The 13,520-nt window shown below is 50.5% G+C and carries 15 protein-coding genes; 10 read left to right on the top strand and 5 right to left on the bottom strand.

Translation table 11 applies throughout. The features are described 5' to 3' along the window. Positions 1-336: 336 nt before the first annotated feature. The 10 genes from BM091_RS07375 (at position 337) to rpsT (ending at position 8,483) form a co-directional block, all read left to right on the top strand. The gene (locus BM091_RS07375; protein ID WP_093394666.1) at positions 337-1,812 is read left to right on the top strand and encodes a CaiB/BaiF CoA transferase family protein; all 1,476 of its coding nucleotides are present in this window, start codon (positions 337-339) and stop codon (positions 1,810-1,812) included. Next, on the top strand, positions 1,812-3,224 hold the full coding sequence (locus tag BM091_RS07370) for a CaiB/BaiF CoA transferase family protein (RefSeq protein WP_093394665.1): 1,413 nt from the start codon (positions 1,812-1,814) through the stop codon (positions 3,222-3,224). The genes BM091_RS07375 and BM091_RS07370 overlap by 1 nt, the downstream gene beginning before the upstream one ends. A gap of 19 nt (positions 3,225-3,243) precedes the next feature. Next, entirely contained in the window at positions 3,244-3,711 is a 468-nt protein-coding gene (locus BM091_RS07365; RefSeq protein ID WP_093394664.1) for a hypothetical protein, read from the top strand. Positions 3,712-3,727: 16 nt separating this feature from the next. Beyond that, positions 3,728-3,964, top strand: a complete 237-nt coding sequence (locus tag BM091_RS07360) for a hypothetical protein (protein WP_093394662.1) — start codon at positions 3,728-3,730, stop codon at positions 3,962-3,964. Beyond that, complete coding sequence (locus BM091_RS07355; protein WP_143083119.1) at positions 3,942-4,223, top strand: hypothetical protein; 282 nt, start codon at positions 3,942-3,944, stop codon at positions 4,221-4,223. Before BM091_RS07360 ends, BM091_RS07355 begins: the two co-directional genes overlap by 23 nt. Continuing rightward, entirely contained in the window at positions 4,213-4,650 is a 438-nt protein-coding gene (locus BM091_RS07350; RefSeq protein WP_093394659.1) for a hypothetical protein, read from the top strand. Before BM091_RS07355 ends, BM091_RS07350 begins: the two co-directional genes overlap by 11 nt. A gap of 128 nt (positions 4,651-4,778) precedes the next feature. Continuing rightward, a complete protein-coding gene (locus tag BM091_RS07345; RefSeq protein ID WP_093394658.1) occupies positions 4,779-5,963 on the top strand; it encodes an MBL fold metallo-hydrolase in 1,185 nt (394 codons plus the stop codon). After that, entirely contained in the window at positions 5,953-6,375 is a 423-nt protein-coding gene (locus BM091_RS07340; RefSeq protein WP_093394656.1) for a response regulator, read from the top strand. Before BM091_RS07345 ends, BM091_RS07340 begins: the two co-directional genes overlap by 11 nt. 171 nt (positions 6,376-6,546) lie before the next feature. Further along, on the top strand, positions 6,547-8,076 hold the full coding sequence (locus BM091_RS07335) for a class I adenylate-forming enzyme family protein (RefSeq protein WP_218148834.1): 1,530 nt from the start codon (positions 6,547-6,549) through the stop codon (positions 8,074-8,076). A gap of 125 nt (positions 8,077-8,201) precedes the next feature. Continuing rightward, a complete protein-coding gene (gene rpsT, locus BM091_RS07330; protein ID WP_093394655.1) occupies positions 8,202-8,483 on the top strand; it encodes a 30S ribosomal protein S20 in 282 nt (93 codons plus the stop codon). A gap of 8 nt (positions 8,484-8,491) precedes the next feature. Here the strand turns inward: rpsT and holA are convergent, their stop codons facing one another. Genes holA through BM091_RS07305 form a run of 5 tightly spaced genes read right to left on the bottom strand, consistent with a single transcriptional unit; the run spans position 8,492 to position 13,518 of the window. After that, entirely contained in the window at positions 8,492-9,511 is a 1,020-nt protein-coding gene (gene holA, locus BM091_RS07325) for a DNA polymerase III subunit delta (RefSeq protein ID WP_093394653.1), read from the bottom strand. Positions 9,512-9,523: 12 nt separating this feature from the next. Next, on the bottom strand, positions 9,524-10,063 hold the full coding sequence (locus tag BM091_RS07320) for an LptE family protein (protein WP_093394652.1): 540 nt from the start codon (positions 10,061-10,063) through the stop codon (positions 9,524-9,526). A gap of 37 nt (positions 10,064-10,100) precedes the next feature. Further along, the gene (locus BM091_RS07315; RefSeq protein ID WP_218148833.1) at positions 10,101-10,934 is read right to left on the bottom strand and encodes an LbetaH domain-containing protein; all 834 of its coding nucleotides are present in this window, start codon (positions 10,932-10,934) and stop codon (positions 10,101-10,103) included. Between the two features lie 24 nt (positions 10,935-10,958). Further along, the gene (locus BM091_RS07310; protein WP_093394650.1) at positions 10,959-11,405 is read right to left on the bottom strand and encodes a CoA-binding protein; all 447 of its coding nucleotides are present in this window, start codon (positions 11,403-11,405) and stop codon (positions 10,959-10,961) included. After that, the gene (locus tag BM091_RS07305; protein WP_093394649.1) at positions 11,365-13,518 is read right to left on the bottom strand and encodes a U32 family peptidase; all 2,154 of its coding nucleotides are present in this window, start codon (positions 13,516-13,518) and stop codon (positions 11,365-11,367) included. Before BM091_RS07305 ends, BM091_RS07310 begins: the two co-directional genes overlap by 41 nt. Between the last annotated feature and the right edge of the window lie 2 nt (positions 13,519-13,520).

Raw genomic sequence — 13,520 nt, 5'->3', positions numbered from 1 at the left:
AATACCAAAGACATCAGGAAACGGGTCTTTTAGGGGAACGGAAAGAATTCGGGCTGGTGGCACCGACTTTGCATACTAAAGATGGTGTCTGTTCCGGAATGGGTTTCGTTAGGGTTTTTCCGCTGAATACTCGCCAGTTTCTCTGATGGAATAGCGTATCTACTTCCTGGCTTTCGCCCTTTTAAGCCTTCTCCGTTGGCTTCGGCTAATCCAATCTTCCCGTTCTCAGGCTTCTGTAAGGCTCGATGGAATTTCGGGCAGGTTAACAGGTTTCTAACTTCCCGGGGTAATGCCCTGATTGTATCAAACCGAACCGTGTAAAGGAGGGAAGCAAGAATGACGAGGGAACCACGAGAAATTGAAATCAAGAGCAGGGCGGACACGTTAAAACCGCGTCCGTGGCCTGTGACGCCTCCCCCGTCGAGGGAAGAGGTGGCGAAGGTTTACGCAAAACGGAAGGCAGAGGAGTTTGGAAAGTGGTGTGAGGACAACCTCTGGTTTCAGGATTCCTGGTCTAAACCCGAGGCTCTTCAGGGCGTAAGGATCCTTGAGGTGGGGCTGTGGCGATTGGGCCATAAGTTTGCGGCTTCTCTTCTGGCAGAGCTGGGAGCTGAGGTGATTAAAGTGGAGCCGCCCGAAGGCGATCCTATGAGGAAACTCACACCCTTTGGGCGTGAAGAGTACATGCTGGCCGACAGCGAGACGGGGGAGCTTTGCGGTCTGGAGTTCATCCATGAGATGCGGAACAAGTACTCCATTACGTTGAACCTGGAAACCCCTGAAGGTCAGAAGCTTTATAAAGGTCTTGCGGCCAGGGCGGATATTATCATCGAAGAGTATCCGCCGGGCTACATGGATGAAAGAGGGATAGGTTACAGGCAACTATCAAAAATCAATCCCAGGCTGATATACTGCTGGATAGGTATTCTCGGTCAATGGGGCCCCATGAAAGACCGGGTCTCCAAGTTCGGTCAGTGGATGCTTGAGCCTTTTGCTCAGGCAGCCTGTTCTTACATTCATAACACGGGTTATCCTGAGGACTTCATGCCCAGAGGTTCTGGTGGCGACCCGACGAGGTCGGGAGTGTGGCTCTGTGACTATGTCGCAGGTGAACAGGCGGCCGTGAACATCCTGGCGGCGTTGTATTATCGTGAAGAAAAGAGCGGCAGAGGTCAGTTTATTGAGGTGACCGGTGCCGAGGCAATGATGGACATTCTCGACTTTGACATTGCCTGGTACGGTTTCAACGAGAGCATTAAAGCCCGTACCGGTTCCTGGGATCCCAACCTGAACCAGTATGCCTGGAACCCCTGTAAAGACGGTTACATGATGATCGGTGGACAGACCGACCGTCTGTGGTACCGAATCGGGATGTGCATCGAAAGAGACCTGCCTCAGTTCGGTCGTCTGATCCACGAGGATCCCTTCCTGAAGGAAGTGGCCGCACGGAATGCTCTGCAGGCCCTCATAAAGACATATACCCTCACGGCCATGTGGCTCCGTGATACTAACCGTGTTGAAGCCGAAGAGAAACTTCTGGAATACGATATCGCCGCAGGACCACTGCTCTACATCGACGAAGTATGCGAATTTCCTCACTTCAAATACAGACCCTGGGTGTACACCATTGAGGATGAACACTACGGTACCCTGCTTTATGCAGTTCCACCACAGGCCTTCCAGATGAGAACTCCTGCAAGGGTAAAGTGGCTGGGAAGGCCGTTAGGAAAAGACAACCCTGAGATTTACCAGAAGTACTTTGGCATTGGTCCTCGTATGCAGGAAGTATTGAAAGAAAAGGGGGTGATCTGATGGCTGATCCAAGAGAAGTCCGGCTTGAAGATCTTCCCGGTCCCAAGAGTCGGGAAGAACTTGAGGATATGAAGGCTCCTTTTGAGGAGTACTGCAGAAAAATCTTCGATGTAGGTAACGAGTTCGTAAAACCGGGAGCCCTTGAGGGCATCCGCTGGATGAGTTGTACCATGTACATCTTTACGCCCCATGCGGTGGCGAACCTCGGGGAATTGGGGGCTGAGATTATAAAGATAGAATTCCCTCGAATTGCCGACCCCATGAGGCACACATCACCTTTCAACGAGTGCTACTTTTACCCGTTACACGACACCCGTCCTCATTCCGGTACCGGAATTGGTGTTCTCAACGCAAACGTAAATGAATATTACATCTCCCTTGACTACCACCATGAAGAAGCCAAAGAAATCTTTTACAGGCTCGTAAAAATGAGTGACGGTCTCACAGAGTGCTACCGCCCCGGTACTTTTGACCGCTGGAAACAGAGTTACAGGTTTCTGCAGGAGCTGAACCCTCGTTTTATCTACGTATGGGGTGGCGGCTTTGGATACGGCCCGAAGGCATTCGGAGGATCCTACGACATTCTGGGACAGTCTCATGCGGGTCTTGCCAGCATCACGGGGTTCCACGAAGACTTCGGCGGGCACCCGGTAAAGCACACCAACTGGTGCATTGACTGGTATTCAGGGACTCAGATTACCGTAGCAATTCTGGCGGCTCTTTACTGGAGGCGTAAGACCGGGCTCGGCACGATGATTGAGTTCTCCCAGGTACAGGCGGCCACCAGGTGCTGCGGATACGGTGTTCCTCTCTACGGGCGTTTCGGCGTTGTCCGCCAGCGCTGGGGTAATTGGGACACCCAGCTCTGTGTCCACGGGATTATAATCTGCGGTAAGTCCGACTACCCCGACGAAAAGAATCCCCAGCTCAGGAATGAAGCCCGCTATGTGATGGTCAGTGCTTTCAATGATCCCGACTTCAAAGAGCTCTGCTCGGTGATCAAGAGGAACGATCTTTACGAAAAATACAAGACCCACAAAGAACGAGTCCGTGCTGAAGCTCAGGTCGAGATTTATCACGAACTTGAAAAGTGGGCTGCCGACAAATCCCGTTCCGAAGTGGTAAAGATTCTCACAGATGCCGGTCTTCTGGCCATGCCCGTGATGAATGACAAGGAAGTTTACGAGTCCGAGCATTTCCGCCAGAGGGGTACAATACGCTGGATCGACGACCCCATGTTTGGAGATATGGTGGTTCAGAGCACTTACAGTTGTGGTCTCATGTCCGAAACTCCTCGTCGCAAATTCTGGGATTTCCGTCCTGTCGGAGCCGACAATGTGAAAATTTACCATGAGCTTTTGGGTTACCCCATCAGCAAAATTAAGGAATGGTATGAGAAAGCCATAATTTAAACGGTCATGGAGGTGTACCGTGTGTGATATCATTTGGTGCAAGAAGTGCAACACGGTTAATTATCTGGATCCCTATTGTTTCTGGAATTGGGAGGGGAAGGTCCAGTGTGCCGACTGCGGCGAGGTTTACTATATCTATATGATCCAGGGCCACATGTATAAGGGTCCGGAGCCTCGCCCGGGCGAGAAACCCGACATCCTTCCCCTGTATGCCGATAAACCTCTCGATGGGTACACGAAGATTCTTCCGGGAACGGAAGGAAAGACCCGTCCCTACAACTGCACGCCGAGACACATATATCTCGGCAAAGCGGATCACAGGAAGTTCAGCATTAGAAACCGTCCGATGCGGGCCTGGGCTCCGCAGCCGCCTTCTGCGGGAATTGCCGGGTCCCAGGGGTTTTACTGGGATATCAAGAAGCTGAGCCCCGAAGTGTGGGAAGAATATCAGGAAAAAATCAAACGAGGAGAAGTGAGAGACTGGTAAAGAGGGGGGATTGCCCATGGAACATGCAAAGGATCTCAAGCCGCACGAGTTTCTCGCCAAGGTTCTCGTGCCGGAAAAAAAGACCGATCATATATGCTGGAGCTGTAAGTACTTCAAACCCGTGCTCAAAGGATCGAAGTTTCCTCCGGCAGATCTCGTCGGGTGGTGTAAAAAGATTCACTGGCCCTTTTACTGGTGTGTCTCCGAATATGATGTGGTGAAGAGCTGCTATGCATACGAGAAGCTGGAGTAGGCCCGAGCTCGCTCACGTAGAGCGGATGCTCATAACCTGGAAAGAGTCCTACTATGCTCAGGTAGGCCCCGGGGAGGGATGGGAGGTACTCTGTGACGAGCTTCGCTACGAAATACACGAGTACGTCCATCCCTACCTCTGGAGGCTATACAGAACGAAAATGATTGAACCGGAAGAATTCGAAGCCTTCCTTCACTTCTGTGAAGAAGTGGTGGAGGATCTTCGAAGGATGATAGAGGAGAGGAGTTATGCCGGCTAAGTGCAGAGTTAACGTTTGTGGATTTGACCCGGCGCTTGTGCGGGGGTACGTGAAGACCGGAGTTAGAGCACTCTGGTGGTACCTGCCCGACGAAATCTTTGAAGAATTCAAGGTCGAATCGGGGGATAAAGTAAAAGGTAAGCTCCTGGCGGTTTACAATGCCGACGCAGAAAAGAAGGATGTCGGTGGTGAGGCCTTTGAATGGCCGACATCCAAGGAAACGGGGTTGGCCGTAGTGCTTCCTTCCGAAACGATCGTCGAACATCAATTAACGGCATTTCACTTCCTGGAGCTGGTTATAGAGGCTATTGTCAAGGCCGACGGTAGTGTAGTTGAAGTGTATCCCGGTGAGGAGCGTATGTCTTCTAAGTGGTGGCCTGAAGAGCGAATGAAGCTGACTTACAAGGTACCCTTTGCGGCACCCTAAGGGGAAAGGTGGAGACGGTGTAAAAGGAGGGGAGGGATATTGGCATCTCTCCCCTTTTTAGTTCGATTTTAGCGTGCCTTTTCTCACCCGCTAAATCCAACTCAACAAGAAACAGAAAGGATCTGCCCATGATGGAAGAGCAAGTGGCCGAGGTACAGGCATGGAGTCGCATCAGTGACGCCTTCTCTATTGACCATCCCTTCTTCAAAAATCTCTATTACTGGGAAGGCTTTGATATTTCCTCCAATGTTTACCTCCTGAAAACCGGAAGCGGTATAGCCCTGATAGATCCGGGAAACGACTATACCGCCTTCCATTATCTCTTTTCCCGAACCGGCCTGGTGACTGCACCAACCGATATCAGGTACGTGATACTCACGCACGGTCACAGCGAGCATGCCCTTGGACTCTTTGAACTACTGAGGAGTTATCCTTCTCTTCGACTGCCTGAAAATTCCTTAACCGTTTACCTTCACGATCATGCACCAGGGGCTTTGAAAGAGCTGGCCGGACAGCTCGGCTGTCGGCTGGTTTTCCTGCAGGATGGGCAGGAAATACCTCTGGGGGAATTTACCCTAAGGGCAATTTATACCCCCGGCCACACCATGGACAGCCTCTGCTATTTTCACGAAGATACCAGAAGCTTATTTTCCGGCGACACGGTTTTGCCCTTTGCCGTGGCTTCACCCGACCCGGTAGGCGGTGGTCGAGGTGACTACCACCTTCTGGCCATGCGTATACTCAGGGGTCTCGGGGTAGAACATCTGTTCCCGGGTCACGGAGAGCCCGTTAAAAACGAGGCAGCAAAGGTTCTGGACGGTAATTACGCCGGTCTCATCAAAAAGGCTATAGGCCTTCAATGTCCGTGGATTGAAGGAGCTCAGATGCTTCTTCGCAAAGGATATCTGGACGAAACAATCTTCTGCTGTGAAAAGGTTCTGGAGGAGGATCCCGGAAACAGAGCTGCACTCTACCTGAAAGCCTGCTGTTTGAACGACCTGGGACGATTCGAAGAGGCCCTGAGCGTTTTTAAAGAAATAGAAAAAAGCGGCGCCTCGGATAACCCTCTTTACTTCGTGGGATATGGCTGTGCACTGATGGGCCGGGGTCAATACGAAGAAAGCCTTGCATACTTCGATAAGGCACTGTCTCTGGCTCCCGGTCTTGAAAACGCCCTGATTTACAAAGGGCTTGCTCTTTATCTCTCAGGCCGGGTTGACGAAGCCATGGATATAGAGGCCTTTGCCAGGGCTTTCACAGGCCATCTGAAAGAAGAATTGTTAAAGACATACGGCTCGAAAGATGAAAAGTAATGTCACCGGTGCCGAAGCAACGGACCTAATTCCTGTCGTTATTATTGCCCGTAACATGGCCATCGTTAAAAGACTGAAGTCAATTCTGGACCATGAAGGTAAGAAATCCGTTCATTTTTCCGACCCCTTTGATTTTTGCAGAGAGATGAAGGGCACCACCCGATCGGTTGTTTTTCTCGAAAGCGGTTTTGTAAGAGAGTACGGTCGAATTCTTTATGAAAGACTATTCAGGGTATGCCCTTTTCTCAAGATAGTGCTCGTCTGCAGTCCGGAGGACAGAGATCTCATAAAGGAAGCAATGGAAAACGGCGTTTACGGTTGTGTGGTGGAGCCTTTCGACGCCTGGGAGGTCTCCACCATGCTCCGCCATCTTCTAGCAGACCTTGCCTTTAATGTAAGAAAGGTTGAATAACGAAATTGCCCAAGATATAGCCCTTTATGTTCCTACCGACCGGGTTATAATGGCCTGTTGCCTTCGTCGTAACCACTGATTTTGATTGCACCGCTTTCACCATTTCTGCAAATTGCCAAACGGCTATACTGAGTACATGATGGGTCAATCGTAAAGCGGGGGAGGTCTGTAGTGAATGTGGTTAATCTGTTGTTACAGCACGGGAAATCCAATTCCCGGAGAGTTGCGGTAGATTTTGAAGGAGATCTGTGGACTTACGGCAGGCTTTACGAAGAGGTTTTGAAGTGCGCAGCCTTGCTCAAAACGCTGGGAATCGAAAAAGGCGACAGGATTGCATTGCAGCTTCCTAAGGGAATGGATTTTATTTGTCTTCATCTGGGAATTCAATTCCTGGGAGCCGTGACTCTGCCTTTGAATCCGGCCTATTCTCATGAAGAAATCGAATATTTCCTGAGCGATTCGCAAGCGGCTCTGTACATCACGAATTCAGAAATCTTCGAGCGCACAAAAAAGGGTCTCGAAAACCTGGAGCACCTGAAGATTATGCTTACTGACGACATTAGCCCCGGAGGGCTGGAGCCGATTAAGAAAGAGCTGTCCAGGATTCCTAAACCCCATACGGAACCCTGCCGTGTTTCCGAAAACGACATATCGGCTATATGCTATACTTCGGGGACGACGGGTAAACCCAAGGGGGCGATGATCTCGCATAAAAATCTCATAAGCAACATGCTGGCTCTTCAAAAAATCTGGAGGTGGACGGAACGAGATGTCCTTCTACACGTTTTACCTCTTTTCCACGTACACGGCTTGTTCGTTGCACTTCACGGAGCCTTGAATAGTGGCTGTAAGACCGTAATGCACGCCAGATTCGACCCGGTAAGAACATGGGAAGACATCGAAAAACATAAATGCACTATGCTCATGGCGGTGCCCACAATTTATTATCGGCTTGTAAATGTAAAAGAGATGGTGCAATGCGACATCAGCTCCATGAGGGTCTTCATTTCGGGCTCTGCTCCGTTGCTCGAAAATTTATTTAATCGTTTTGAAGAAATCACGGGCCACAGGATACTGGAACGATACGGAATGACGGAAGCTCAAATGATCACATCCAATCCTTACGAACCGGAAAGGCGTATCCCTAAAAGTGTCGGCTACCCGTTGCCCGGTGTTTCCCTTCGGGTTGTGGATCCCGACGGAAAAGATGTCAAACCCGGCGATGTGGGGGAGGTGTGGATAAAGGGGGATAATGTTTTTCTCGGATACTGGAACAATCCCGAAAAGACCGGGGAAAGCTTTCACGAAGGGTGGTTCAAGTCGGGGGATCTAGGTTACCAGGATCCTGATGACGGAATGAGGCTTTATCTCGTGGGACGGGCGAAAGAGCTGATAATAAGCGGTGGTCTAAATGTGTATCCGAAAGAAGTGGAAAATGTTCTGGAAGAGCACGAGTCGGTAGCGCAGGCGGCCGTTGTGGGCCTGGCCGATCCCGATCTGGGTGAAAGGGTGGTTGCGGCTGTGGTTCTGAAAGCAGGTGTTGAATCGATTGATGAGCAAAAACTTATCAGCTACTGCAGGGAAAGGCTTGCGCCTTACAAGTGCCCAAAGCAGGTTTTCATGGTCGAGGACCTTCCCAAAAATGCCATGGGGAAAGTCCAGAAGTCGGCACTCAGGCGAATACTTGAAAGCAAAGTTTAAACGCATCGGCGAATTAGGTAACACCCATTATTTCTTGACATGTCCTTCTCAAAAGGTTACATAGCACGGCGCAAGGCAGATTGAAGATCTGGTTCAAGGAAGAAAATCGGGAAGGAGGGATATCGTTGCCTCATCATAAATCGGCAATCAAACGGATGAAACAGAATGAAAAAAGGCGCATGAGGAATCGCGCACGCAAATCGAGGATGAAAACCGCAATACGTGCGGTTGAGCAGGCAATGTTTGAGAAGGACATTGAAAAGGTACAGCAGAAGCTCCGGGAAGCCGTTTCCGTAATTGCAAGGACGGCCGCAAAGGGAACCATCCATCCCAACAAAGCCGCCCGGAAGATATCCCGTTTGACCAGAAGGGTAAACCGTTTTTTAGCCGAACAGCAGGCAGCATAGTTCCTAATTCAGGGTACGACTTGCTTTACGAAAGCTCGTGCCCTTTTTTCTTTTGTTTCATCTGAGCAAAGGCTTTCGATAACGACCCTTTCGATCAAATAGACCGGGGGTATTCCGAGAGATTTTATGTCCCTGTCGGCAGAGTAAAGCATTGCATGTATCCGGCGAAGAGCCTTTCCGGAAAACTTCTGGCTTTGATCTCTGAGTTTCTCAACGACGAAGAGCGGCAAATTAAGCTCTCGGGCAATGGTTCTGGAATCGTAATTTTCCGCCACATAGTCCTTTACCTGCCACAGCAACCGAAAATGCCTTGCAATCAGTGATACAAGTGCCGTAGCCGATTCACCGGCATCCATCAGATTTCTCAAGATCTCCAGCGCTTCGGCTCCTTTTCGGTCACCTATTTTATCGGCCAGGTCGAAAATACCGTAACTCACCTTACGATCAGAGACATTCAAAACGTCATCTTCCGTAATTTCTTCTTTATCACTAACGAAGAGCACGAGTTTCTCTATATCACCGTTTAAAACGGACAGATCGTGGCCCGCCAATTCGATAAGTATTTCAACGGCTCCATGAGTTATACGCTTACCTTTGAGCTTCACCCGTTGTCGTACCCAGGCAGGTAATTGAGAAGGTTTCAGAGCAACCGGAGTGATGACCTGTCCCCCGCCGGATTTTACCGCCTGCTCAAGTTCACCATTTCCCTTAACATCGTTCCACAGAAGTATCAGCCTGGCGTTAGGCGACGGTTTTCCCACATATTGCACCAGCTTCTTCAAACCATCCCTGCGACTCTTCTCCACATCGTCAAGCACGATTATCACTTTACGACTTATTATGGGACGCGTTCGGCAGATTTCTATGATATCGTCAAGATTAACCGTCTTTGCGGAAAAATATTTCACGTAAGCCGACGCTCTGTCTTCCCGGGTTATGCTCTTGATAACCTCCTCCCGTGCTTGATCTACAAGGAAGCGGTCGGAGCCTCTTATCAGATAAACCCCTGCATTAACGGATACATTCATGGCCCCGGTCACCTAAAAGCGGTTTATAAAACGATCGTGAATGCGCTGGGCCATCTGCTCCGCAAGGTATTCCAGAGCAGCCCTTCTCCGATTGTAATCCCCGAAGGCGTCTTCCTTCCGAACGAACTCTTCATAATAAGTAAACTGATTGTCCTGCCAGAGTATATCTCCCGTTCTGGCATCCTTACATCGGACATCAACGGTGACGTAGATCCTGGTCTCTGTTGTATGCTCAACTGCATCATGGGCCACATCGGTCGTGTATATTTTCGTAACCCTTCCCACCATAACGACATCTGCCCGGTCTTCCGGTACAACGCTTACCACTCCTTTTTTTATGAATTCGTCCCTGAGAGCCCTGGTGATGAGATATTCAAGGTTGGGCTCCGTCGTGGCGTTGGAAAACATGGGAATGGCGATCGATTCGGGGAGATTTCCGAAGTCCTTATCTCCTCCGCCATATCTCACAAAACGATAACCACAGGCCTGAAAAAGGCAGCAAATCATAAAAAGGATTACCGCGCTTTTCCACATCGATGGGCCGATCTTCATACCTTGTCCCTGAAATAACCCTCTTACGGGTCCCCGGTTAATTAGAATGAAGCTTGCATCCCGGCGGATAATACCCTCCGGGCACCGTTACTCCAGGCCACACCATACTGTTGGGACCGAGAAGAACCCCGGGATTGGTCACGGAATTACAGCCGATCTCGCTACCGTCCCCGATGATGGCCCCGAGCTTTTTCATTCCGGTATCTATCTCCACATCCAGAATCTTAATCTTGACCACCTTTCTGTTGATCTTCAGGTTGGCCAGCTTAACACCCGCACCCAGATTGACATCCTTTCCGAGAATACTGTCCCCGATGTAAGCAAAATGACCGGCCTTGGCACCGTCAAGCATTATCGAATTTTTAACTTCCGTCGTGTGACCCACAACGCAGTTCTTACCGATCAAACATTTCCCGCGGACATAGGCCCCCTGCCTGACTTCTGTACCGTCCCCTATTACCGCGGGCCCTTTTATCAGGGCGCCGGGCTCGACAACAACGCCCTTGCCAATCTTCAAACGCCTATCCCACAAAACACAACCCGCATACAGCACGGTAGCATCCGAAGTAACCTCACCATCGACAATAACCTGGAAGGTTCCTTTTGTGGGATCCCCTCCCAGGATCTCAAAATTGGATGTGTAAACATTGCCTTTCCAGATAACGGTTGTGAGGGATAGGGGAACCGCAACGGGGATGTCCTCTGGAAGCAGGTCCTTCTCGTCCGCCAGAAGTTCGTCACATATCGAACCTATGTCTGGAAGCACTTTCCAGATTTCGTCATACCGGCCTATGTAATCACCGAAGGACACCGAGGTCAGTTCAAAGAAAGCATCAGGCCGCAGTACATCAAAATTTATGTGCTCTGCCACTTTATTCCCCCCGGTAAACAGGTTCTATTTCTGCCCTTCCGAAGCCAGCAACCTCGAATGTTCTATTTTAATACACCTGCTCATCACAACCCTGAGACCCGCCTTCCGGGCTTTTTCGGCCGCCTCATTATGGGCAATCCCAAGTTGCATCCATACAGTTCCCGCACCCACCTTTATAGCTTCGTCAACAATGGGCGGCACCGCCTCGGGCTTACGAAAGATGTCCACCACATCAATTTTTTCAGGAACCGAAGATAGATCGGGATAGCACTTCTCGCCCAGAATTTCCGAACATCGAGGATTGACCGGTATGATTTTATATCCATGCTCTTTCAGATATTTTGCCACCCTGTAACTATCCCGATCGGGTTTGTCCGAAAGACCGACAACGGCAACTGTTCTGGCGGTCTTAAGAATTTCCACGATTTCATCATCCGGAGGATTGTATTCGGGTATTTCGCATCCCTGCATGACCTTCTCCTCTATTTAGATTCAGGTTAAACTTCTTCCACGACTTACCGTCTTCACGACGGTTGTAAGCCTCCAGTACTCTTTCAAATTCTCCCTTTCGCCGGGACAAACCATCGCTCAGATCTATCTCAAAAACCCTGTAACCCAGAGCCAGAAGCCCGGGAATCTCGGAAAACCATCCAACAGGAACTTCTCCGTAGATGTAGGTCAATCCGGAACTGCCTTTGCAAATATAGCGATCACCGTCGGAACTCACAAAGGGTTTTTCCTCCATGAGATCGGGCCGGAGTGCCGAAACCATCAGAGGAAGGCGATGATAAACCAGAATTACGGGCACAGCCGGTAGAGGATATTTTACGAGGCCCTCCAGCTCCGACATGGTTATTTCCGGTGATAGGGTCACCCAGGAGCATCCATGTTCTGCCAGCAGAGCCATGGCATATCTGTTTCTGACGTTTAATCGGGGCCCTCCTATAAGCGTGCAGGAATCCCGAAATTCCTCGAAGAACGAGAAATGTGCAAGGTTGTTAACTTCCCAGAGTCTGAATCCACGATCAACAAACCAGCGCACTGCTCTGTACAGTTCTTCTTCACGGACCACAGGCGACGGCAGGGACAGAACAAGCCGGTCCTTTTGATTCCTGCCCATTCTGGTCCTTGCAAGAACCTCGAGATTATGGATGTCTGCATTCAGGGAAACCCATTGAGCCGGGGAGTGGAAGGCCGCCGGAAGGTCTTTTACAGATCCAACTTTAAGAACCAGAGTCTCAGAATGTTTCTTCATCGAAGATCTGAAATCCCGGATGCTCTGATCCAGATCGGCCTTCAGACCGCTGCGGCCGGCGTTCTGCCGGAGGCCGGATATCTGAGATCGGATACGGTTCCATAATTTACGGGAGTCTGCAGGGCGTGATCCGATCTTGAAAAGCTTTGTCCCGACGGGAAAGGTACGCAACCCCGGTAGAAAAACCTTTTCACCCGGGGACGCCTGATCGATAAAATCTCCCGAAGTCGAATAAATTTCTCTGACGTGCTGAATCGGCTCTTCGCGCCCTATGCCGGTTACCGGCCTGAGCAGATCGTTTACCGCGAAAGGTTTCCTCACGCTGAGCCACAATCCGGAAACGTTCTTCTTTTTTCCGGGTATAACCGTACCGACAAGTATGCCGCTGGTCGTAAACCCTCCTGGGGACAGCACACTTTTTGAAGGACTATCACCCCAGAAACCGGCCGTAAGCTTCCTGGAGGGGACTTCTCCAAGCATCCTTTCGGCTTCCTGGAGTCTTTCCCTCTCCTCTTCGGCATCCCGGGCATCCAGAACGAGTCTATAGGCCTTTACAACCCGGGATACATATTCGGCGGACTTCATTCGGCCTTCGACTTTCAGCGCCGCCACCCCGGATTTCTTCAATACGGGAACAAATCCGATTCCGGAAAAATCGTTGCAGGAAAGAAAAAAACCTTCTCTTTTCCCCTGCCTGTAGCTGAGCCTACAGGGCTGTGCACATTGGCCCATAAGCCCGCTACGACCGCCCCTGAAGCTGCTCATAAGGCAAAACCCGGAGAAGGAAAAACACAGGGCGCCGTGCACGAAGACCTCAATCTCTATGGGTGCTTCCCTGACTATGGAAAGGACCTTCTCCAGGGGTAACTCCCGTGCCAGGACAACTCTGGAAACCCCGAGATCCGCCGCCACCTTTACTCCGGATAGGGTATGGATTCCCGAGAGGGTGCTCAGATGAATCCTTGCCTGTCGTGCAAGTTTCCTCAGCAGGAAAAGGGCCCCTAAATCCTGAACTATTATGGCATCCGGAGCAATAGAGATCAGATCCTCGGCAAGCCGAAGAAGCTCTTCCGACATCCCGGTATCCATCAGGGAATTAACGGCCACGTAAACGGCAATGCCCTGCTTATGGCCCCATTCCACCAGGTCAGCACATTCCCGAAGAGAAAAATTCTTCGCCGATGCCCGGGCGTTAAACCCTTTAAGACCAATGTATACGGCATCAGCTCCCGCATCCACTGCAGCAACAAAGGCTTCAACCGACCCCGCAGGCGCAAGAAGCTCCGGAAGCCTCTTTCCTTTTTCAGGTCCTCTATTACCGGTCCACATTC

Source organism: Thermodesulforhabdus norvegica (assembly GCF_900114975.1).
Lineage (GTDB): Bacteria > Desulfobacterota > Syntrophobacteria > Syntrophobacterales > Thermodesulforhabdaceae > Thermodesulforhabdus > Thermodesulforhabdus norvegica.
Note: the sequence above shows the minus strand (reverse complement) of the source record. Positions and strands in the feature narration are given on the sequence as shown.

Excerpts from the sequence above, each read along its gene's own strand:
- BM091_RS07375 (WP_093394666.1), top strand. The coding sequence starts at position 337 with ATGACGAGGGAACCACGAGAAATTGAAATCAAGAGCAGGGCGGACACG.
- BM091_RS07370 (WP_093394665.1), top strand. The coding sequence starts at position 1,812 with ATGGCTGATCCAAGAGAAGTCCGGCTTGAAGATCTTCCCGGTCCCAAG.
- BM091_RS07360 (WP_093394662.1), top strand. The coding sequence starts at position 3,728 with ATGGAACATGCAAAGGATCTCAAGCCGCACGAGTTTCTCGCCAAGGTT.
- BM091_RS07355 (WP_143083119.1), top strand. The coding sequence starts at position 3,942 with ATGCATACGAGAAGCTGGAGTAGGCCCGAGCTCGCTCACGTAGAGCGG.
- BM091_RS07350 (WP_093394659.1), top strand. The coding sequence starts at position 4,213 with ATGCCGGCTAAGTGCAGAGTTAACGTTTGTGGATTTGACCCGGCGCTT.
- BM091_RS07345 (WP_093394658.1), top strand. The coding sequence starts at position 4,779 with ATGATGGAAGAGCAAGTGGCCGAGGTACAGGCATGGAGTCGCATCAGT.
- BM091_RS07340 (WP_093394656.1), top strand. The coding sequence starts at position 5,953 with ATGAAAAGTAATGTCACCGGTGCCGAAGCAACGGACCTAATTCCTGTC.
- holA (WP_093394653.1), bottom strand. The coding sequence starts at position 9,511 with ATGAATGTATCCGTTAATGCAGGGGTTTATCTGATAAGAGGCTCCGAC.
- BM091_RS07320 (WP_093394652.1), bottom strand. The coding sequence starts at position 10,063 with ATGAAGATCGGCCCATCGATGTGGAAAAGCGCGGTAATCCTTTTTATG.
- BM091_RS07310 (WP_093394650.1), bottom strand. The coding sequence starts at position 11,405 with ATGCAGGGATGCGAAATACCCGAATACAATCCTCCGGATGATGAAATC.
- BM091_RS07305 (WP_093394649.1), bottom strand. The coding sequence starts at position 13,518 with ATGTGGACCGGTAATAGAGGACCTGAAAAAGGAAAGAGGCTTCCGGAG.